The 19980-nt window shown below is 68.9% G+C and carries 17 protein-coding genes and 1 pseudogene; 7 read left to right on the top strand and 11 right to left on the bottom strand.

The window, feature by feature from the left end:
• Positions 1 to 385: 385 nt before the first annotated feature.
• Both IE157_RS04070 and IE157_RS04065 read left to right on the top strand, forming a co-directional pair.
• Positions 386 to 2350 carry an alpha-amylase family protein gene (locus tag IE157_RS04070; RefSeq protein ID WP_193519177.1) on the top strand — a complete coding sequence of 655 codons (1965 nt, stop codon included), beginning with the start codon at positions 386 to 388 and terminating at the stop codon, positions 2348 to 2350.
• A gap of 415 nt (positions 2351 to 2765) precedes the next feature.
• Positions 2766 to 3374 (top strand): SRPBCC family protein, encoded by a 609-nt coding sequence (locus IE157_RS04065; protein WP_193519176.1) that lies wholly within the window; start codon positions 2766 to 2768, stop codon positions 3372 to 3374.
• Between the two features lie 87 nt (positions 3375 to 3461).
• Here the strand turns inward: IE157_RS04065 and IE157_RS04060 are convergent, their stop codons facing one another.
• A complete protein-coding gene (locus IE157_RS04060) occupies positions 3462 to 4118 on the bottom strand; it encodes a GNAT family N-acetyltransferase (RefSeq protein WP_193519175.1) in 657 nt (218 codons plus the stop codon).
• A 162-nt stretch (positions 4119 to 4280) separates the two neighbouring features.
• On the opposite strand from IE157_RS04060, the gene IE157_RS04055 reads away from it, so the two are divergent.
• Both IE157_RS04055 and IE157_RS04050 read left to right on the top strand, forming a co-directional pair.
• Positions 4281 to 4901: a superoxide dismutase gene (locus tag IE157_RS04055; RefSeq protein ID WP_035962724.1), complete on the top strand. Its 621-nt coding sequence runs from the start codon at positions 4281 to 4283 to the stop codon at positions 4899 to 4901.
• Between the two features lie 179 nt (positions 4902 to 5080).
• On the top strand, positions 5081 to 6058 hold the full coding sequence (locus tag IE157_RS04050) for a 2-hydroxyacid dehydrogenase (RefSeq protein ID WP_064846959.1): 978 nt from the start codon (positions 5081 to 5083) through the stop codon (positions 6056 to 6058).
• Positions 6059 to 6167: 109 nt separating this feature from the next.
• On the opposite strand, the gene IE157_RS04045 is transcribed toward IE157_RS04050, so the two are convergent.
• The gene (locus IE157_RS04045; RefSeq protein WP_193519174.1) at positions 6168 to 7607 is read right to left on the bottom strand and encodes a cysteine desulfurase family protein; all 1440 of its coding nucleotides are present in this window, start codon (positions 7605 to 7607) and stop codon (positions 6168 to 6170) included.
• A 71-nt stretch (positions 7608 to 7678) separates the two neighbouring features.
• Between IE157_RS04045 and IE157_RS04040 the strand changes: the two genes are divergently transcribed.
• Positions 7679 to 8011 (top strand): cupin domain-containing protein, encoded by a 333-nt coding sequence (locus IE157_RS04040; RefSeq protein ID WP_193519173.1) that lies wholly within the window; start codon positions 7679 to 7681, stop codon positions 8009 to 8011.
• Here IE157_RS04040 and nadC read toward each other — a convergent pair.
• The 8 genes and pseudogenes from nadC to IE157_RS04000 all read right to left on the bottom strand — a co-directional run bounded on the left by nadC (position 8008) and on the right by IE157_RS04000 (position 14109).
• On the bottom strand, positions 8008 to 8907 hold the full coding sequence (nadC, locus tag IE157_RS04035) for a carboxylating nicotinate-nucleotide diphosphorylase (protein ID WP_193519172.1): 900 nt from the start codon (positions 8905 to 8907) through the stop codon (positions 8008 to 8010). The two genes, IE157_RS04040 and nadC, sit on opposite strands and share 4 nt — an antisense overlap.
• Positions 8885 to 10663, bottom strand: a complete 1779-nt coding sequence (locus IE157_RS04030; protein ID WP_193519171.1) for an L-aspartate oxidase — start codon at positions 10661 to 10663, stop codon at positions 8885 to 8887. The genes nadC and IE157_RS04030 overlap by 23 nt, the downstream gene beginning before the upstream one ends.
• A gap of 3 nt (positions 10664 to 10666) precedes the next feature.
• Complete coding sequence (gene nadA, locus IE157_RS04025) at positions 10667 to 11998, bottom strand: quinolinate synthase NadA (protein WP_193519170.1); 1332 nt, start codon at positions 11996 to 11998, stop codon at positions 10667 to 10669.
• Entirely contained in the window at positions 11995 to 12702 is a 708-nt protein-coding gene (locus tag IE157_RS04020; RefSeq protein WP_193519169.1) for an NUDIX hydrolase, read from the bottom strand. Before IE157_RS04020 ends, nadA begins: the two co-directional genes overlap by 4 nt.
• Before the next feature lie 257 nt (positions 12703 to 12959).
• Positions 12960 to 13115, bottom strand: a complete 156-nt coding sequence (locus tag IE157_RS04015; RefSeq protein WP_193519168.1) for a hypothetical protein — start codon at positions 13113 to 13115, stop codon at positions 12960 to 12962.
• A 47-nt stretch (positions 13116 to 13162) separates the two neighbouring features.
• The gene (locus IE157_RS04010; RefSeq protein ID WP_193519167.1) at positions 13163 to 13510 is read right to left on the bottom strand and encodes a threonine/serine exporter family protein; all 348 of its coding nucleotides are present in this window, start codon (positions 13508 to 13510) and stop codon (positions 13163 to 13165) included.
• A 149-nt stretch (positions 13511 to 13659) separates the two neighbouring features.
• Positions 13660 to 13779 (bottom strand): annotated as a pseudogene (locus tag IE157_RS13065) (hypothetical protein); the annotation flags it as partial.
• Positions 13780 to 13854: 75 nt separating this feature from the next.
• Positions 13855 to 14109, bottom strand: coding sequence for a hypothetical protein (locus IE157_RS04000; protein ID WP_193519166.1), 255 nt, complete (start codon positions 14107 to 14109; stop codon positions 13855 to 13857).
• Positions 14110 to 14272: 163 nt separating this feature from the next.
• On the opposite strand from IE157_RS04000, the gene IE157_RS03995 reads away from it, so the two are divergent.
• Positions 14273 to 16630 (top strand): AAA family ATPase, encoded by a 2358-nt coding sequence (locus IE157_RS03995; protein ID WP_318281298.1) that lies wholly within the window; start codon positions 14273 to 14275, stop codon positions 16628 to 16630.
• A gap of 6 nt (positions 16631 to 16636) precedes the next feature.
• Here IE157_RS03995 and IE157_RS03990 read toward each other — a convergent pair whose 3' ends face one another.
• Positions 16637 to 18010: an amino acid permease gene (locus IE157_RS03990; protein WP_318281335.1), complete on the bottom strand. Its 1374-nt coding sequence runs from the start codon at positions 18008 to 18010 to the stop codon at positions 16637 to 16639.
• Positions 18011 to 18355: 345 nt separating this feature from the next.
• On the opposite strand from IE157_RS03990, the gene IE157_RS03985 reads away from it, so the two are divergent.
• On the top strand, positions 18356 to 19915 hold the full coding sequence (locus tag IE157_RS03985; RefSeq protein ID WP_193519164.1) for an AbgT family transporter: 1560 nt from the start codon (positions 18356 to 18358) through the stop codon (positions 19913 to 19915).
• The last annotated feature ends 65 nt before the right edge of the window (positions 19916 to 19980 follow it).

The raw sequence follows: 19980 nt of genomic DNA, 5'->3' as shown, positions 1-19980 counted from the left end.
TGTTCCGTTCATCTGCGTCCGGCCGAGCGCGTTCTCCACGACCGTGTGCGCGGTTCTGCACAGGCTTGTCCACACCCGCTGGGGATTCGCGTCATATCGCTCTGACCTGGGGTTTCAGAGGTATCGCCCCACGTGGCCCACCCGGGAACGCGCCATGGTTTCCACACCTGTGGATAACTCTGTGCACAACCTGTGGGGTGAATACGGGGTGCGGGGACAAGTCACGCGGACGTCACCTGAGCGTCGAGTGGAACCGCGCCCGTATCCTGGACGCAACCGGCCCGCGGGAACGCGGAGGCGGTCGATCCGAGCTCGGCATCAAGGGGGATCCCGGGCACCATGACTCCCCACGCACGTGACGTGCGTCAACCGAGGAGGCATTCCCGTGCTGTCCGAACCCTCAATCCCCCGGGACACCACCGATCGCGAACACGTACTCGAATCGGTGCGGGAGCATCTCGCGCTGGATACGCGCGCGACCCCGGAGGAACGCACCGTTTTCCTTAGTCGGCTCAGCCGTCAGCTGGACCGTCTGATCACCTCCTTGCACGCGGTCTACGGACCCGGGCTCGGTATCTGGGACACCGTGACCCGCGCCGTCCTCACCGCGTGGGAGGCCTATGTGCAGCGCCCCCGGGACCTCAAGGACCTGGACCGCCGCCGCGAGGACCAACTGCCGTGGTTCACGTCCCGGGAGGCCGTGGGCGGGGTGTGTTACGTGGACCGCTACGGCGGGGACCTCGCGGGGATCCGGGAGAAGATCCCGTACTTCGAAGAACTCGGGCTGACCTACCTGCACCTCATGCCCCTCTACGAGAGCCCCGCCGGCAACTCGGACGGGGGGTACGCGGTGTCCTCCTACCGCCGGGTGGACCCGGAGCTGGGGACCATGGCGGAGCTCGCGGACCTGGCGGCCGAACTGCGGGCCCAGGGGATCGCCCTGGTGCTGGACTTCGTGTTCAACCACACCTCCAACGAGCATGAGTGGGCCCGGGCCGCGGCCGCCGGGGACCCGTTCTACGAACGCTTCTACTGGATGTATTCGGAGCGCACCGTGCCGGACGAGTTCGAGCGCACCGCGCGGGAGATCTTCCCGGATGACCACCCCGGGGTGTTCACGCGCGTGGACAGCACGCCGGCGGGACGGGACGCGAGCCCCTACGACCCGGATCCCCGGTGGGTATGGACCACGTTCCACCGCTTCCAGTGGGACCTCAACTACTCCAACCCACACGTCTTCCACGCCATGGCCGCGGAAATGCTGTTCCTGGCCAACCAGGGGGCCCAGGTGCTGCGCCTGGACGCCGTGGCGTTCATCTGGAAGCAACTCGGCACCTCGTGCGAGTCCCAGCCACAGGTCCACGATCTGCTGCGCGCGTTCAACGCCGTGACGGCCCTGGCCGCCCCGGCCGTGGAGTTCAAGTCGGAGGCGATCGTCCACCCGGACGAGGTCATCCGCTACGTCCACCCGGACCAGTGTGCGCTGTCCTACAACCCCCTGCAGATGGCCCTCACATGGGAGGCCATGGCCACCCGGGATGTCTCCCTGCTCTCCGCCGCGCTCGCCGAACGTCACGAGACGCCAGCGGGCACCGCGTGGGTCAACTACGTGCGCGGCCATGACGACATCGGGTGGACGTTCTCCGACGACGACGCCGCTCGCCTGGGTGTCGATGGCCACGACCACCGCCGCTTCCTTAACGCCTTCTACACCGGGCGCCACCCCGGTAGCTTCGCGCACGGCGTGGCGTTCCAGGGCAATCCCCGCACGGGCGATTGCCGGATCTGCGGCACCACCGCGTCCCTGTTGGGTCTGGAGACCGAGCCGGGTCCGGCCGTGGACCGGATCCTGCTGGCGCATTCGCTGGCCATGAGCACCGGCGGAGTCCCCCTGCTTTACCTGGGTGACGAGGTGGGTCAGCGCAACGACGTCCATTGGGACGAAAACCCGGACGCCGCGGACGACGCCCGCTGGGTCCATCGCCCGCGCTACCCCCGCGACGACTACGAACGCCGCCACGACCTGTTCTCGGTGCAGGGGCGGATCTTCGGCGGGATCCGGGGGATGATCTCGGTGCGCCGTGCCACCCCGGAGTTCGAGGGCACCGCGCTCATCCCGTTCATCACGCACAACCGCCATGTCCTGGGCTATCAGCGTCCCGGCGCGCACAGCGTGGTGCTGTGCCTGGCGAACTTCAGCGACTGGCCCCAGTTCGTCACGGGTGAGACGCTGAGCGGTTTCCTGCCCTCGGCGACCATGCTGCACGAGAACGAGCGGGTGGACCTGCGCGGGGGGATCCTGGTGGAGGCTCACGGTTTTCGGTGGCTGCGCGTGATTCCCACCTCCTGACACCGCGGAAATCACAGCGTCACATAACTGCCCCCTAAAAGGGGGTAACTCAACGCAGATAAGCGGACAGTGAGCGTTATCCACAACGCTTCTCCACAGGAGTGGATAAGTCACACGACTGTCATTCGACCCGGTTAGCCAGACGCTTGTTCGGTATTTCCCCTGGTCATGCGTCGTTTCCTGCCGTTACCGCGCCTGCCCAGGGTGTGTGCGTCGAAACTGTGTTCGAATTGTGCACAGACTTTTCCACCCCTGTGGATAAATTTTCTCCACCTCTTGTGGACGCGTCACACTTCCCCCAGCGGAGTGACGGCTTGTCGTCTTTGCATCAGACTGAGCGTCATAAATTACTCGCGTGTAGTTGGTGTTCGGTGGGACGAACGCCATGGGGGGAAGCACGCACCAAGGGGGAAACATGTCTGTTCGCATCTCCGAGGTCGATTCCACCGACCACGGATTCTCGCTGCTCGTGGAGCAGGACGTGGCGGTCACCGCCCAGGAGTTCGATCTGGCCCTGGGCAGGCCCAGGGGGATGGGCCGATGGTTCGGGATCCACGTCACGTGGCCCACGTCCCCGGACGATCAACTGCACGTGGGCTCGGCGATCGAGTTCGACGCCCCGGTGGGGCCGTTCACGTTCGACTACGTCATGATCGCCGCGGACCGCGTGCCCGGTGAATCGCTCATGCTGCGCACCACCAAGGAGTTCGCGGACATGATCATGGAGTACGCGTGGCAGCCCACGAGCTCGGGGGTGACCGTCCAGCTGCGCGCGGATTTCCGACTGCGCGGGGGGTTGTGGTGGAAGCGCCCGTGGGCCCGGATGATGGCCCGCCGCCGACTTGCCCAGGGGCTGGAACGCATGCGGCGGGATCTGGCCGCGGGGCAGCCGGGGGAGTTGGCAACGTCGTCGACCGAGCATCCCTCTCGCGGCACCGGCCACGGCGTGCGGGCTGCTGCCCACGGCAGGCACGCGGGAACGCACCGCAAGGCCACGGGGCGGCGACGCGCGCAACGCGCGTGAACCGCTTGAAACGCGCTTACTACTGAGAGCTGTGCGGACGCCACCGGGACCAACGGGGGGTGTCCCGCGGCGCCCGTCGGCACCGGATTACGGGCTGAGGCGGCGCTCCATGCGCATGACCGTGACCCGGTAATCCAACCGGGGGACGGTGAAATCCACGGCACCGCGGGGCGTGTAGCCCAGACCCGTGTAGAAACGCTTGAGCACCGGGTTGCCGTCATCGCAGTCCAGGCGGGAGACGCTCCGTCCGGACTCGACGATCACCCGTTCTGCGGTGCGGATCAGCCGGGCACCCGTGCCGGTGCCCGCGAGCGAGCGGTCCACCGCGACCCCGTGGGTGTAACCGGCGGGCTCCGGCTGCTCGCCCCAGATCTCAGGATCCGCCCAGATCACACGGATGCTCGCCAGGATCAGGCCGGGCTGCACCGGGGATTCCACGACCCACCACTCGCCGCGGTCGATCTCGCGGCGCACCTCGGCGGGGTCGAACTCGCCCTCGCGCCACTGGTCGATGCCCCGGCCCTGCAACCACCGCGCCAGACGGTCCCGCAGGTTCACGATGCCTTGCGCGTGCGAAGCCTGCGCGCGCGCGATCTCGAGGTCCGCGGGGTCGCCCCCGCCGGTTCGGGCCGCCAACGGGGCGTGGGCGGCGGCGGCGCGTCCCGGCGCGTGGACGCTCGCGGTGGCGCCGCCGGAACCGGTCGCGGTCGCGGTGACCTCCAGGGCGGTATCGGGGGTGGACATGGGCCCGAGGATAGGTCACGGCCCGGGCGGCAACGCACCGGTTGTGACGGAAGATGACGGGCTCCGTGAAACATACGCTAGTGGCTGAACGTCCTTGACCCGCCGAACCGCAGCGACGGACAGTTGAAGCATCACGCACCCGCAAAGGAAGGATGATTCACCGTGGCTGAAAAGTTCACTCTCCCCGATCTTCCCTATGACTACGCAGCGCTCGAGCCGCACATCTCGGCCCAGATCATGCAGCTGCACCACGACAAGCACCACAACACCTACGTGACCGGTGCCAACACCGCGCTCGAGAAGATGGAGGAGGCCCGCGCCAACGGCGACGCCGCCGGTGCCGCCAAGCTCTCCAAGGACCTCCAGTTCAACCTGGGCGGCCACATTAACCACTCCATCTTCTGGAAGAACCTCTCCCCGGAGGGTGGCGACAAGCCCGAGGGTGAGCTCGCCGCGGCGATCGACAACTTCTTCGGTTCCTTCGACGCCTTCCGCGACCAGTTCACCGCGGTGGCCACCACCATCCAGGGCTCCGGCTGGGCCATCCTGGCGTACGAGCCCATCGCCGGCAACCTGGTGATCGAGCAGATGTACGACCAGCAGAACGGTGTGCCCGTGGCCACCATCCCGCTGCTGCAGCTGGACATGTGGGAGCACGCCTTCTACCTGGACTACCAGAACGTGAAGGCCGACTACGTCAAGGCGTTCTGGAACATCGTCAACTGGGCGGACGTGGCCGAGCGCTTCGAGAAGGCTCGCGGCGGCGCCAAGTCCCTCATCTGATCCGGATGTGAAGTCCGCACCCCACGGGGTGCCTCGGAACCCCGCACGGCAGTTCTCGTGGCCGCGCGGGGTTTCGTGTTCCTCCGGGCGGCCGCCGCCGACGCCGCTCCCCACCTCCCACGCCCGCCCGCCCGGTCCGTGCCGCATGAGTCGGTGCGTGTCGTACCCGAGGAGAGTTCATGAAGACACCGCGTTTCCTGGTCACCCGTGAGATCCCCGAACCGGGGCCGTCCATCCTGGAGGACGCGGGCGACGTCGAGATCCGGGACGGGATGAGCGCGGACGAACTGCGCGAGGCAGTGACCGGCGGCGAGTACGACGTGGTGGTCTCGCAGGTCTCCGACCGGTTCGACTCAGAGCTGCTGAGCGAGGCGCGGATCCGGGGGATCGCGAACTACGCGGTGGGGTACAACAACATCGACGTCGCGGCGGCCGCCGAACACGGGATTGCCGTGGGCAACACCCCGGACGTCCTCAATGACGCGACCGCCAACACCGCCATGTTGCTCCTGCTCGGCGCCGCGCGGCGTGCCCACGAGGCCGCCGAGTACCTGCGGGACGGGAAGTTCACGGGGATCGGACCCAAACTGCTGGTCGGTCAGGACGTCACCGGGGCCACCCTGGGGATTGCGGGCATGGGCAGGATCGGCAAGGCCGTGGCCCGCAGGGCACTGGGTTTCGACATGACGGTGATCTTCACGCAGCGCCCGCCCGAGGACCGCGCGGTCTCCGACGACGAACTGGACGATCTGGCCGGGCGGGTGCGCCAGGTGCCGTGGGACGAACTGGTCGAGACGAGTGACTACCTCTCGCTGCACGTCCCGCTCACCGAGGACACCACGCACCTGGTCGACGCGGACGTGTTGCGGCGGATGAAGTCCACCGCGGTGCTCGTGAACACCGCCCGCGGCCCCGTGGTTGATGAAAATGCATTGGTTTCGGCGCTGCGGGATGGGGAGATCTTCGCGGCCGGGCTGGACGTGTTCGAGAACGAACCCGAGCTCGCGGCCGGGCTGGCCGATCTGCCCAACGCGTTCTTGCTGCCGCACGTGGGCTCCGCAGAAGTGAGCTCACGGGCGGGGATGGCTCGCAAGGCCGCGGAGAACGCCGTGGCCATGGCCCGCGGTGAGAAGCCGCCGTACGAGGTGACGCCGTAGCGTCCCGCCCCCTCGGGGCGTCGCGCGGAGCGTGAGCTCACGACGAGCGGCCCGCAGCGCGGCCCTGCGTCACGCCGACATCGGTGTGGCCGCGGGTGGGAAACACCGGTCAGAGTGCGTGCTCGCCGCGGAGGTGGGCAATCACTTGCGCGGTGGCGCGGACGGCGCTGTCCACGTGGGCCTCGGTCGTCTCTCGGCCCAGGCTGAACCGCACCGACGTGGTGGCGAGCTCCGCGGGGATCCCCAGGGCCGTGAGCACGTGGGAGGGCTCGCTGGAACCGGCCGCGCACGCCGAGCCCGAGGACACGAGCACCCCCAGGTTCTGGAGGTCCACCAGGACGGTTTCGCCATTGACGCCAGGGAAGCAGAAGGACGCGTTGGTCGGTAGTCGCGTGATCCCGTTCCGTCCCGACGTCGCTCCGACGGTTGCTGTCGCACGGCCGGCCGGCGGGATGAGGCCCTCGGAGGTGATCGAGGCTGGCGGGTCGACGGAAACGGCCGGGTCCGCGGACGCAGCCGGGCCGTCCGGAGCGGCCGGGGTGGCACCGCCATTGCCGAGGCCGCCCACAACGTTCCGAGGATCCTGGCCGGTCAGGATTGCGTCCGGTACGGAGTTCAGGATGCCCGAGATCAGTCGGTCACGCAGGGCTGTCGAGCGGGCCGCGTAGGCCACCCGTTCTCGCTCGGCCAGCTCCAGCGCCACCGCCAGGCTCACGGCGCCGGCCACGGTGGAGGTTCCCGAGCGGCGCCCGCGCTCGTGACCGCCGCCGTTCAGCAGCGGGCGCAGCGGGGTGCCGCGCTTGAGCCACAGCAGGCCGATCCCTGGCGGCGTGCCGATCTTGTGTCCCGCCAGCGTCAGCGCGGCCACTCCCAGGTCTTCGACGTTCAGCGGCAGAGTGCCGGCCGCTTGCACGGCGTCCGTGTGCAGTGGAACCCCGTACTCCGCCGCGATCTCCGCCAGGGCGCGGATGTCCTGGACGGTCCCCACCTCGTTGTTGGCGAGCATCACCGACGCCACGGCCACGGTGGTCGGATCGGAGGCGCCGCTGCTCCCGGGAGGGGCATGGGAGGCGACGCCGCGGGGAGGGGCGGCACGGTCGGGGAGGGTGCGAGCGGCGTCGTCGTCGGACACGAGGGCGGCGCGGAAGGTGTCGGGGGAGAGCGCACCGGAGGGATCGACGGGCAGTTCGAGCGTCTCGAAACCGTCATGCTGGGCGAGTGCGCGGGCGGATTCCAGAACGGCGTCGTGCTCGATGGCGCTGACCAGCACGCGGTGACGCGAAGGCTGCCGTTCCCGGCGGGCCAAGGCGATGCCCTTGACCGCCAGGTTGTCCGCCTCGGTGCCGCCGGAGGTGAAGATGATCTCACCCGGGCGGGCCCCGAGGATCGCGGCAACGCGCCGGCGGGCGTCCTCGAGGGCGCGGGCGGCGCGCTGGCCGCGCTCGTGATGACTGGAGGCGTTACCGAACCCGCCGGTCAACCACGGCCACATGGCCTCGAGCACTTCGCGGCGCGGGGCGGTGGTCGCCGCGTGATCCAGGTAGATCATGATGTGACCTCTCGTGATGACGGACATGTCGTGCCCGTGACGGGCGATGAGCCGGACTGTAAAGATGGACCATGGAAGAAAACACGCTGACCACCATTGCCCAGGACATGCTCACCGAGGCGCGCGAGGCGTCCAGCGGGCGTTCCGCCCACCACCTCAACGGCGGCCGCGAGCACACGCTGCAGCAGACCATGATCGCGCTGGCCGGGGGCCAGGACCTCAAGGAACACGAGAACCCGGGCGAGGCCACGATCCAGGTGATCACGGGCCGGGTGGAGCTCGTCGCCGGCGACGAATCCGTGCAGCTCGGTCCTGCCCAGCATGCTGTGATCCCGCAGCAGCGTCACTCCCTGCACGCGCACGAGGACTCCGTGGTGCTGCTGACGCTCGTGAACAAGGGCTAGTCCACGGCCACGTCCAGACCCAGGTCCAATGCGCGCACCGAATGGGTGAGCGCGCCCACGGAGATGACGTCCACGCCGGTGGAGGCCACCCTGCCGATGGTCTCCAGCGTGATGCCACCGGACGCCTCCACGATGGCGCGACCGTCCACCACGGCCACGCCGCTGATCAGGTCCGAGTGGGCGAAGTTGTCCAGCATGATGGTGTCCACCCCGCCGGCCAGGACGTCCTCGATCTGATCGAGCCGGTCCACCTCCACCTCAATGTGCGTGGTGTGCGGCAGCTTCTTGCGCAGTTCGCGCAGCGCGTGGGTCACGGAGGTACCGTCCGCGGTGAGCACGGCCAGGTGGTTGTCCTTGAGCATCACGGCGTCCGAGAGGCCGAATCGGTGATTGTGGCCGCCGCCGCACGTCACCGCGTGCTTCTCCAGCGCTCGTAGTCCGGGGGTGGTCTTGCGGGTGTCGGTCACGCGGGTGCGCGTGATGGTCCCGGCGGGCAGGTTGTTGGCGCGTTCCACCTCCGCCACGGCCTTCTCGACCTCGGCCACGTACCGGGCGGTGAGCGTCGCGATCCCGGACATCCGCTGCACGAGGTTCAGCACGCTGCGTTCGGCGCTCAGCAGTGGTCGCGCCGCGCCGGTGATGGTCGCGATCGCGGTTCCGGGGGGCAGCGGGTCACCATCGCATACGTGGAGCGTGACCTCCAGGCCCGGGTCCGCCGTGGCGAAGCCGGTCCGGATGATCTCTTCTCCCGCGAAAATTCCTGCTTCCCGCGAGGTGATCGTGGTGGTGGCGGTCGCCGCGGCAGCGATCACGAGCTCAGAGGTGATGTCACCCCACGGCGCATCCTCGGCCAGGCTCGCACACATCACGACTTCAACGGCTGAGCGAGTCAGCATGGTCTGTCCTTTCGGGGGTGGGTGCTGCGGATCCGGAGGCGATCCATGCGGTGCTCGTGGCCAGGCGGGGGTCGGTGGCCGGGTGGTCCACGCGCTGATGGGCTCCGCGGGATTCGGTGCGAGCCAACGAGGCGCATACGAGCGCGTGCCCCACGGTCAGGAGGTTCCGGTCCTCCGCTTCAGCCAGGGTTCCAGGGGCCGCCGCCGTATCCTCCTCGTCCGACGACGACGCCGCGAGCCAGCCTTCCAGCCGCGCCTTCGCCCGTTCGAGGCCCTCGGCGGTGCGGAACACCCCGGTGCCCTGCCACATGGCTTGCTGCAGGCCAGCGCGGGAGAACGGTTCGGCGCCGGCCGAGTCCGTCGAGGACGGTTCCCTTCCCGTGGCATACGGCCTGGTGCTGAGCAGCGGGTCGTTTCGGTCTGCCAGGCGGGGCTGGACGTGGGCCGTTGCCTCATCGAGCACGCACGGCTCCGGTTCGCTGCAGAGGGCCACGGGCGACGCGTCCGCGGGTTCCCCCGGACCGGCGAGCAGTTCGCCGATCCTGCGGCCGAGGACCGTGGCTTCCAGCAGGGAATTCGAGGCCAGGCGGTTGGCCCCGTGCATGCCGGTGCGGGCACATTCCCCGGCGGCCCACAGTCCGGGAACAGTGGTGCGGCCCAGCGCATCGGTGGCGATGCCACCCATGAGGTAGTGCGCGGCGGGGCTCACGGGGACCCACTCGGTGGACCAGTCGATGCCTCGCCTCGTGAGTTCGGCGTGGATGGACGGGAACCGGCGGGCCAGGAACTCGGCGCGGGTCAGCCCGGGCGGGACGGGGATCGTGGAGCAGTCCAGGTATGCGGCGCCGTCGTCGGATGCCGTGCGCGCCGCGAAGACCGCGCGCGCCACCACGTCCCGGGGAGCGAGTTCCGCGCGGGGGTCCACATCGGTCATGAAGCGGTGGCCGTGCTGATCGCGCAGTACCGCTCCCTCACCGCGGACCGCCTCGGAGATCAGGAACGAACCCGGAGCGGCCATTGCGGTGGGGTGGAATTGGAAGAACTCCAGGTCACGCACCTGGGCACCAGCGCGCAGGGCCAGTGCGATGCCGTCCCCGGTGGCCACCTGGGGATTGGTCGTCCACGGATACAGCTGACCCGCGCCGCCCGTGGCGAGCACCACGTGGTCCGCGGGGAGGAACTTCTCGTCGCCCAGCTCTCCGCCGTGGAGAACCGGGCGGACGGTGCAGCCCACGACCCGGTCACCGACCACGATGACGTCCGTGACCAGGGTGTATTCGCGCAGACGGATATGTCCCCCGTGGGCCATCTCGCGTGACCGGGCGGACAGGGCCTCCTGGATCGCGTGCCCCGTGGCGTCGCCCCCGGCATGCAGGATGCGCGAGATGCTGTGCGCAGCCTCCAGGCCCTGCACCCACGGGGAGTCGGGACCGGCCACGTGGTCGAAGGCGACGCCGTGGTCTGTGAGGCCGCGAACAGCCGCGGCGGAGTCCCGGATGACCCCGTGCACCACCAGCGGATCACACAAGCCCGCACCGGCCACCAGGGTGTCCTGGACGTGCAGCCGTACCGAATCCGCGGGGTTTCCGCCGGGGAGGGAGCCGGTCATCGCGGCCATCCCACCTTGGGCGCGATCGGTCGCGGTGTGGGTGAGTGCGGCCTTGGTGACCACGGTGACGCGGGCGCCGGCCCCCGCCGCGGACAAGGCCGCGCTGAGACCGGCGACCCCGGTGCCGATGACCAGGACGTCAGTCATGACTCACGCCCTCGGGACGGCGGCGAGCATGCGTTCGAGAGCCACGGACGCCTCCCGTGCGACGTCTTCGGCCACGGACACCTGATTGATCACGCGACCGGCCACGAGTTCCTCCAGGACCCACGCGAGGTAGCCCGGGTGGATGCGGTACATCGTGGAGCACGGGCAGATCACGGGATCCAGGCAGAAGATCGTGTGCTCGGGATGCTCCGCGGCCAAACGGTTGACCATGTTGATCTCGGTACCGATCGCGAACGTCTGCCCCGGCTCCGCGGCCTCCACGGCCTTGCGGATGTGGTCGGTGGAGCCCGAGGAATCGGCGGCGTCCACGACCTCCATGGGGGACTCGGGGTGCACGATCACGGTGCAGCCGGGGTGTTCCGCGCGGGCCTTCTCGATCTGGCCCACCGTGAAGCGCTTGTGGACGGAGCAGAAGCCGTGCCACAGGATCACGCGGGAATCCTGGAGGACCTGCGCGGTGTTGCCACCCAGCTCCCTGCGGGGATCCCACAGGGGCATGTGCTCCAGCGGCACACCCATGGCCTTGGCGGTGTTGCGACCCAGGTGCTGGTCCGGGAAGAACAGCACGCGCTGGCCGCGGCCGAAGGCCCAGTCCAGCACGGTCCGCGCGTTCGAGGACGTGCACACGATTCCGCCGTTGCGACCGCAGAACGCCTTGAGCGCGGCGGACGAGTTCATGTAGGTCACGGGGATCACGGAGGCGAGCGGCTCGCCGTCCTCGCCCATGATCGTCCGGCCGTGGGCGTCCGTGGCGTGGGGGCCGAACATATCCATGAGATCCGCCCAGCACTCCTCCACGGAATCCGCGTCCGCCATGTCCGCCATGGAGCACCCCGCAGCGGGATTGGGAAGGATCACGGACTGGCCGCCCCGGGAGAGGATGTCCGCCGTCTCGGCCATGAAGTGCACACCGCAGAACACGATGGCTTCCGCCTCCGGGTGCGCCTTGGCCTGCTGCGCGAGCTGGAACGAATCACCGATGAAGTCCGCGTGCTTGACCACTTCGTCCCGCTGGTAGAAGTGCCCCATGACGACGGCGCGCTCACCCAGAGTCTTCTTGGCCGTCGTGATCATGGCGTCCAGTTCCTCGGGGGAGGCATCCCGGTAGCGCTGCGGAATGGTGGGCTGCGCGGGGGAGCCGGCCGGAGCGGCGTCGTCCTGGGAAGCACCCGGGCCGTAACCCGCCGAGAGCGGGGCGGGGAACTCCCACGGGTCCTGGGTGAGAGCGGCGTTGCACGAACCGCCCTCAAGGGTCGCCGCGGTGCCGGATGGGCGGGTGGGTAGCAGCGTGAGTCGGGTGGCCACGGAGGTCATGGGGTCTCCTCGGTACGGTCTGACGGGGATGGGCGGAAGAGTCCGGGCGGTTCGGCCGCCGCGAAGCGGTACAGCGTGGGAGGGCGGTGCCGGGCGCCGGCGAGGCGCTCGCCGGTGTCTCGGAGCTGGCCGGAGGACAGGACGTGGCGCCGGAAATTGGGGGGATCCAGGGCTTTGCTGATGATGGCTTCGTGCACCTCGCGCAGGGCCGCGATCGTGAACGTCTCCGGCAGGAACGCCCGGGCCACGGTTGGCTCGGCGATGCGACCGCGCAGGTGTTCCAGGGCGTGGGCCACGATGAGTGAGTGGTCGAACGCGAGGTCCGGCAGGTCGGTGACGCGCAGCCACGTGACGTTGAGGTCGTTCTCGCCCATCGCGGCCTCGTGCGGCGGGAGGGAGGCCCAGTAGACCACGGTGACCTGGCGTTCTTCGGCCCCGGCGGAGCGGGTCAGTCCGCCGAACGTGGCCAGTTGTTCCAGGTGGGTGGGGGCCAACCCGGTGGTCAGGGTGAGGCTGCGCAGGGCGGAGTCCTCGAGATCTTCAGTGGATCGCAATGGACCGCCCGGCAAAGCCCACATGCCGCGGTAGGGATCGCGAATCCGGCGGACCAGGGGTAACCACAGCTCGTGGGCACTGTTCTCGCCCGTGGGGCGGACCGTGAAGATCACCGTGGACACGGCCAGCAGCACGCGCTGATCGGTCATGGCGGCTCCCCGGTCTTCGACGCCCCGCGGGGCCGGATCGTTAGTGTCAAGATGACTCTAACTTGCTAAAGTCGTTATGACCATAAGTGCGACGGGATGCTTCACCCAGCAGGGAGCAGGTCGGTCCACCGAGCGGGGTCCCGTTCCCCGGGGATGCCAGGAGACCATCGGGGTGCGGGAGCGTGTCGGCGGGCCCGGCTTGCCGCGCGCCGTCGCCGACGCCGTCGGAGCGAGGGGTCGAACGCTCGGGATGCCTGCTACCGTGTGCCGTCGCGGTTGCCGTCGTCCCCCACGGCCGTCGAGTCCGTGGCATTGGAGGTGGCCCCGCCGCGGCGCGTCAAAGGGTGGTTGGACGCGAGGGACGAGAACACCGGAGTGAAGATGCGGTTACGCACCACCTTGAGCGCGTTCACGACCACGACCCCCACGTACTGACCGACTATGAGTCCGGCTGCGAGGCTCAGGGCAGCGATGAACGTCGACGACAGGTAGTACAGGGCCTGCCCGCCGGACAGAGAGGACCCCAAATGCCCTGGTACAGCAGGGCCCCGGGCAGAAGCACCAGGAAGGACGTGATGGACATCGCGGACGAGGGTGCCTTGACCCAGCGGGGGAGGATCGCGGTGCCGATACCGGCGGTGAACGCCGCGGCCCCGCGGGCCCACGCATCCGCGCCCTCGCCCGTGGACTGCGCCGCGTAGACGGCGTAGACGAGCATGGCGAGCGTCGCGGTGGGGAAGACGACGCACGCGGGGGACTGCAGGATGATCCCGTTGCCCACAGCCACGAAGGCGGCGGCAATGAGCATGAGCCACAGGGGGGGATGCTCGCCAGTCTGACGTCATTGGTCACGGGCAGCGGAACACCCAGCGTGGTGAATAACCCCGCGCCCGGCCGCACGCCCACCACAAGACCGGCCGTGGTGGCGAGACCCTCGTAGATCCGCCCGAGTCCGTGCATGTAGTGGCCCGTGATGGTGTCCTGCACGGCACTCGTGGAGGCCATCCCGGCCATCATGTTGATGATGATCGAGATCACCACGGACGCGGGGTCCACGTCCGGATCGAGCAGCCGCATGGCCGCGGCGGCCGCGGTGGCCAGGACGCCGGCGGCGATATTGCTCGCGCGGGTCAGCACACCGTAGTCGAATCCCTAGGAATCCACGCGTTCCATCCGCAACCGGGGCCACCCGTCCGGGTCCAGCCAGTTGATGCCCACCGCGCCGTAGCTGGCGTCCAGGTCCGAGTGTTCGACGCCGGCCCGGGAGAGGATCTCGCGACCGTAGCGGACTGCTTCGGCAACCGTTCCGCCGGTGGCCACCACGGCGGCGGTGATCCGTGCCGCGAAGTCCACGGCGAGCACATCCGTCCCGGGGTCGTGGGAATGGGATGTGTGCTGGGTGCTCACGGGTGGACTGTCCTCGGACTCGCGGGTGGTGGATGTGGCCGGTGGTGGGTGTTGCTGATGGTGGGGGCCGCTGGTCAGCCTCATTCAGGGCGGGGGAGGCCGGACCCCGCGGTGGGCGCGGTAGGGTCACACGTGCACCGCCGCATGGAAAGGATATGCCCGGGTGAACGCGACCAATCCCTCCGAGCTGGTTCTCACCGGCGAGTTCCGGGAGGCCCTGCAGCGGCTGCACCACGGGGAGAGCGTGTTCCTCACGGGCAAGGCCGGGACCGGTAAGTCCACCCTGATCCGGGAGTTCATGGCCCACACCCGGCGCAACGTGGTGGTCGTGGCACCCACGGGTATCGCGGCGTTGAACGTGGGCGGGTACACGATCCACCGGTTGCTCTCGTTGGCCCCGGGGATGTCCCCGGAGGAGGTGCGGCGCGGGCGGTACTACCCCGGCCGGTTCGCGGCCACCCTGCGCGAGTTGCACACGCTGATCGTGGACGAGGCGTCCATGGTCCGGGCGGATCTTTTCGACTGCCTCGTGGCCGCCCTGGAACGTTTCGGTCCCAAACCCGGGCGCAAGTACGGCGGTGTGCAGCTGGTGTTGGTGGGGGACCTCTACCAGTTGCCGCCCGTGGTCACCGATCACGAACGCGAGTACTTCGCGACCCGCTACTCCACCCCGTACTTCTTCTCCGCGGACACCTACCACCGGGACGACTTCGCCACGGTGGAACTGACCACAGTGTTCCGTCAGCTCGGAGACGACCGTCTCGTGGACATCCTCAATGCCGTGCGGGAGGGTGCGCTGCTCGAGGAGGCCCGCCGGGAGCTCAACGCCCGCACCGACCCGGACTTCACCCCGCCCATCGACGAGTTCTGGCTGACCCTGACCACGACCAACCGGATGGCCACGTCCCGCAACCGCGGGATGCTCGAGCAGATCCCCGAGCCGGCCGTGCACCACTCCGCGATCCTCACGGGGCAGCTGGACGGGTTCGAGATCCCCGTGGACCGGGAGCTCGTGTTCAAACGCGGCGCGCAGGTCATGATGCTCACCAACGATCCCTCCGACCGGTGGGTCAACGGCACGATCGCCAAGGTGGCCGAGCACTTCTGGGAGGACGGCGAGCTCATCGTGTACATCGAGCTCCCCGACGGTCACCTGGCCAAGGTCGAACCCAACCTGTGGGAGGTGACGCGGCCCGCCGTCGAACACGGAACGCTGCGCCACGACGTGATCGGGACGTACACGCAACTGCCGTTCCGCCTCGCGTGGGCGGTGACCATCCACAAGAGCCAGGGGCAGACGCTCGACAATGTGGTGGTGGACCTGACCGGGGGCACGTTCGCCGACGGCCAGTTGTACGTGGCGTTGAGTCGCTGCACGTCCTTGGAGGGGCTCGTGCTGCGGCGCAACGTGTTGCCGCGCGATCTCAAGGTCGATCAGCGCATTCGCCGCTTCCTGCGCTCGGGGTCCCGGGACGCGGACACGAGCAAGGGCAACGTGTACCTGGGCATCTGCAGCGTGGGGGACGTGGGTGAGCGCTGGCGGCCCCGGCCCGTGGAGCTCGCCCTGATCACGGACGACGGCCTGGAGCTGAGCACCCTGGTCAACCCCACGCGGGACATGGGGGACGCGCGCAGCGCATGCGGGATCACCGCGGGCCAGGTCCAGCTCGCGCCCCTGCTCACGGACGCGTGGGCCGCGCTCGCCCCGCACCTCGCGGGTCGCGTCCCCGTGGGCGCGGACATCGACCGCCAGCTCGGGTACCTCGATCACGAGCTCAAACGCACGGGGTACGTCACGCACATGCCCCTGGGATACGACGTCGCCGCGGGGCGGGTCTCCGCCCAGCAGCGCCGCGGTCTCGGGGCGGCGACGGCGCTCGAACGGGCCCGCGCGGTGCGTGAGATCGCGGCTTCGTCGGGCGTCACGGAGGGACTGGCCGATCCGTTCCCCGAAGCGCAGGACCGGTCGGGCTATCTCATGCCCCGGCCGGACGGCGTCACCGGGTTCACCGTGCGGTGCAGTGCGGACACCGCGGGGCACCCGGGTGCGGTACTCGCCGAGAAGTTGCGGGAGGCCGGGGAGCGCGGGCGGCTCTCCGCGCAGAGCCTCGCGGTGGTGCGCGCCGTGGAGGAGCACACGGGTGAATACATCCTGGACGGGTCGGCCGATGCGGCTCAGGGGATCGAGGCCGTCCTGGTGCCGGGTGCGCGGATCTGTTTCACCGGAACGGTGATCGGCCCCGACGGGCGGGAGGTCTACCGGGAGGACCTCGAGGACATGGCCGTGGAGCGTGGGCTGCAGCCGGTGGCCAACGTGACCAAGACCCGCTGCGACGTCCTGGTCACCGCGGAGGACGGCTCGCAGTCGAACAAGGCCAAGAACGCCGCGAAGTGGGGCAAGCCGGTGTTCACCGCCCGGGAGTTCACGGCGTGGTGGCGGGGTGAGCCCGCCTCCGCCGGACCGGAGTCGGCCGCGGAAGCGGACGTGGTGATCCGCCCACTGATCGACCCGGCCGGCTGAACCGGGTTACCTGGAACCGGTGGCCACGGCATCCGGGGTGACCGCAGCGGCGTCGTCGGGCAGGACCGTGCGCTCGCGGCCCTTGCCGCGCACGAACGCGAAGAACACCGCCGTCATGATGACGAGCCACGCGAGCCCGGCGCTCAGGGCGATGCGGGTGTCCGGGGTGAAGGCGAGCAGCACGATCACGAACGCCATGAACGCGAGGGCCGCGTACGTGCTCACGCGACCGCCGGGCAGGGGGTAGGAACTGCGCGGGGCGCCGGCGCGGGCGCGCTCGCGGGACATGCCCAGGTGGGAGACCAGGATCATGATCCACACCCACACGGTCGCGAACGTGGCCAGGGACGCGATGATCAGGAACACGTTCTCCGGGATCACCGCGTTGAGCACCACACCGATCAATAGCACCACGGCCATGAGCGCCACGGTGAGGGTGGGCACGCCGCTGCGGCCCACGTGGGTGAACGCGCGCGGCGCGTGACCCTGCTGCGCGAGCCCGTAGACCATGCGCCCGGAACCGAAGATGTCCGAGTTGATCGCGGAGATCGCCGCGGTGATGATCACCGCGTTGAGGATGTGGGGTGCGAACGGGATGCCGAGGGAGTCGAAGATCTGCACGAAGGGGCTGACCTCGCCGGTGACCTCGTTCCACGGGAAGAGGCTCATGAGCACGAACAGGGTCAGTACGTAGAACAGCAGGATCCGCACGGGCACCGTGTTGATCGCGGCGGGGATGGTCTTGGCGGGGATCCGGGCCTCACCGGCGGTGATGCCGATGGTCTCGATCCCGCCGAACGCGAACATCACCACGGAGAAGGACAGCAGCAGACTGGTGAACCCGTTGGGGAAGAGGCCGCCGTGATCCACCAGGTTGTGCAGCCCCGGCGGGGTGTCGGAGGGGACGGCGAAGCCGAAGAGCAGGATCGCGAAACCGCCCACGATCATGAGGATGATGGCCGTGACCTTCACGACCGAGAGCCAGAACTCCAGCTCACCGAAGACCTTGACGTTGAGAAGGTTCAACCCGGTGATCAGCAGCACGATGGCCAGCACCCAGATCCACTGGGGTGTGTCCGGGAACCAGAACTGCATGTAGATGCCGAACGCCGTGACGTCCGCGAGGGCCACGATCGCCATCTCGAACACGAACGTCCACCCTGTGATGAAACCGGCCAGGGGACCCAGGTAGCGGCCGGCGTACTGACCGAAGGACCCCGAGACGGGGTGGAGCACGGCCATCTCACCGAGCGCACGCATCACCAGGAACACCACGGCGCCGCCCACGATATACGCGAACAGCACCGCGGGGCCCGCGGTCTGGATGGCCGAGGCCGAGCCGTAGAACAGCCCCGTCCCGATCGCCGAGCCGAGGGCCATGAAGCGGACGTGGCGCACGGTCAGTCCGCGTTTGAGGGCGGCGGGGAATTCGCTCACGGGCGGTCCTTCTCGAGGGTTACCAGGTGGTGGCCGGGGCGCCGCACACCAGGGGCGGCCGGATCCGGGCCTCTAGGAGATTACACCGGGCGCGTACCCGCCCCGGCTCGTGGGGCGAGGATGAACGGGGTGCGCGCCAGGATGCAGGTGCGCCGGCGGAACAGGACGCCGGTGTATCGGTGACAAAGGTGCGCCACGTCACCACCGCTGCGCCGTAATCACGTGTCATGGCCCCGCGGTTGCGTACGTTGGGCGCAGCACGACTCCGCCGGCAGAACGGAACCAGAGATGTCCTCGTCCACGCCCCGTGCCCGCTCGCACGGCACACAGAAGGGGACCGGTGGCCTGCTCCGGGTCCTGAACTGGATCGAGTGGGTGGGCAACAAGCTTCCCGACCCGTTCTGGCTGTTCCTCCTGCTCGCGGGGGTCGTGATCCTGCTCAGCTGGATCCTCTCCGCCGTGGGACTCAGCGCGGTCAACCCCGCCACGGGCGAGACGGTGGCGGTCACCAACCTGTTGGCCCCGGACGGGCTGCGCAAGATGGTCGCGGAAGCGGTCACGAACTTCGTGGAGTTCCCGCCCCTGGGGCTCGTGGTCGTGATCCTGTTGGGCGTGGCAGTGGCTGAACAGTCCGGAATGCTCTCCGCGGCGCTGCGCGGCTCGGTGTCCCGCGTGGGTCCCAAGTGGCTGACCTTCGTCCTGGCACTCACGGGCATCACGGGGTCCATCGCCTCGGACGCGATGTACGTGGTGCTGATCCCCCTGGGTGCGCTCGCGTTCAAGGCCGCCGGCCGGTCCCCGGTCGTGGGGCTCGTGGTGGCGTTCTGCTCGGTCGCGGCGGGCTTCAACGCGTCCCTTTTGCCGACGGCGTCGGACGCCCTCCTGGGTGGCATCACCACCGCCGCCGCGGGGCTGATCGACGACAGCGTGATCGTCACCCCGGTCTCCAATTACTTCTTCACCTTCGTGTCGTCGCTCGTGCTGGCGGCGATCATCACCCTGGTCACGGAGACCGTGCTCGCCAAACGCGGGGCGGCGCTCGAGGAGGACACGGATACCAAGCAGCAGAACATGGGGGACTTCGAGGACATGCGCCTGAAGCCCCGCGAGAAACGGGGTTTGCGCAACGCCGGCATCGCGTTCGCGATCATGCTCGTGATCTATCTCGCGGTCCTGCTGATCCCCGGCTCACCCCTGCGCGCGGAGGACGGTTCCGTGCTGATGTCCCCGCTGCTGCTCAACGTGGGCATCGTGATCGCGGTGATGTTCGCCGTCGTCGGCTGGATCTACGGACGGGCCGCCGGGACCATGACCGAGGCGCGGCAGATCCCCGAGGCCATGGCCACGGGACTGACCACCGTGACCCCCGTGCTGGTGCTGTTCTTCGCCGCGGCCCAGTTCACCGCGTACTTCCAGTGGTCCGGGATCGGTCCCGTCCTGGCGATCTACGGCGCGGACTTCATCGGCTCGCTGGGACTGCACCCCATCCTCACGTTCACCGGGATCGTGGCGATCGTGGCCGTGATGAACCTGCTCATCACCTCGGGCTCGGCGCAGTGGACCCTGCTGGCCCCGGTGATGGTGCCCATGCTCATGCTGCTCGACGTCTCACCGGAGATGACCCAGGCGTTGTTCCGGATCGGGGATTCCCCCACCAATGTGATCAGCCCCGTGAGCCCGTACTTCGCCCTGGTCCTCGGGTACCTGCGCCGCTACCAGAAGGAAGCGGGCGTGGGCACGCTCATCTCCCTGGTGCTGCCGGTCTCGATCGCCATGCTCATCGGCTGGTTCCTGCTGTTCATCGTGTGGTACCTGCTGGGTCTGCCGCTGGGCCCGCAGGACCTCTGAGGCCCGGCATATTGGCCCGTGCGTGAACGGCGCCCCCTCCCCGACGTGTGGAAACGCGTGGGAAG

Source organism: Kocuria marina (genome assembly GCA_014652975.1).
GTDB classification, from domain to species: domain Bacteria; phylum Actinomycetota; class Actinomycetes; order Actinomycetales; family Micrococcaceae; genus Kocuria; species Kocuria marina.
Note: the sequence above shows the minus strand (reverse complement) of the source record. Positions and strands in the feature narration are given on the sequence as shown.

Coding starts and splice junctions, on each gene's coding strand:
- IE157_RS04020 (WP_193519169.1), bottom strand. CDS start 12,702: ATGACCGATCAGCGCGTGCTGCTGGCCGTGTCCACGGTGATCTTCACG.
- IE157_RS04030 (WP_193519171.1), bottom strand. CDS start 10,663: ATGACTGACGTCCTGGTCATCGGCACCGGGGTCGCCGGTCTCAGCGCG.
- nadC (WP_193519172.1), bottom strand. CDS start 8,907: ATGCTGACTCGCTCAGCCGTTGAAGTCGTGATGTGTGCGAGCCTGGCC.
- IE157_RS03990 (WP_318281335.1), bottom strand. CDS start 18,010: ATGGCCCTCGGCTCGGCGATCGGGACGGGGCTGTTCTACGGCTCGGCC.
- IE157_RS04065 (WP_193519176.1), top strand. CDS start 2,766: ATGTCTGTTCGCATCTCCGAGGTCGATTCCACCGACCACGGATTCTCG.
- IE157_RS04060 (WP_193519175.1), bottom strand. CDS start 4,118: ATGTCCACCCCCGATACCGCCCTGGAGGTCACCGCGACCGCGACCGGT.
- IE157_RS04010 (WP_193519167.1), bottom strand. CDS start 13,510: ATGCTCATTGCCGCCGCCTTCGTGGCTGTGGGCAACGGGATCATCCTG.
- IE157_RS03985 (WP_193519164.1), top strand. CDS start 18,356: ATGTCCTCGTCCACGCCCCGTGCCCGCTCGCACGGCACACAGAAGGGG.
- IE157_RS04040 (WP_193519173.1), top strand. CDS start 7,679: ATGGAAGAAAACACGCTGACCACCATTGCCCAGGACATGCTCACCGAG.
- IE157_RS04045 (WP_193519174.1), bottom strand. CDS start 7,607: ATGATCTACCTGGATCACGCGGCGACCACCGCCCCGCGCCGCGAAGTG.
- nadA (WP_193519170.1), bottom strand. CDS start 11,998: ATGACCTCCGTGGCCACCCGACTCACGCTGCTACCCACCCGCCCATCC.
- IE157_RS04050 (WP_064846959.1), top strand. CDS start 5,081: ATGAAGACACCGCGTTTCCTGGTCACCCGTGAGATCCCCGAACCGGGG.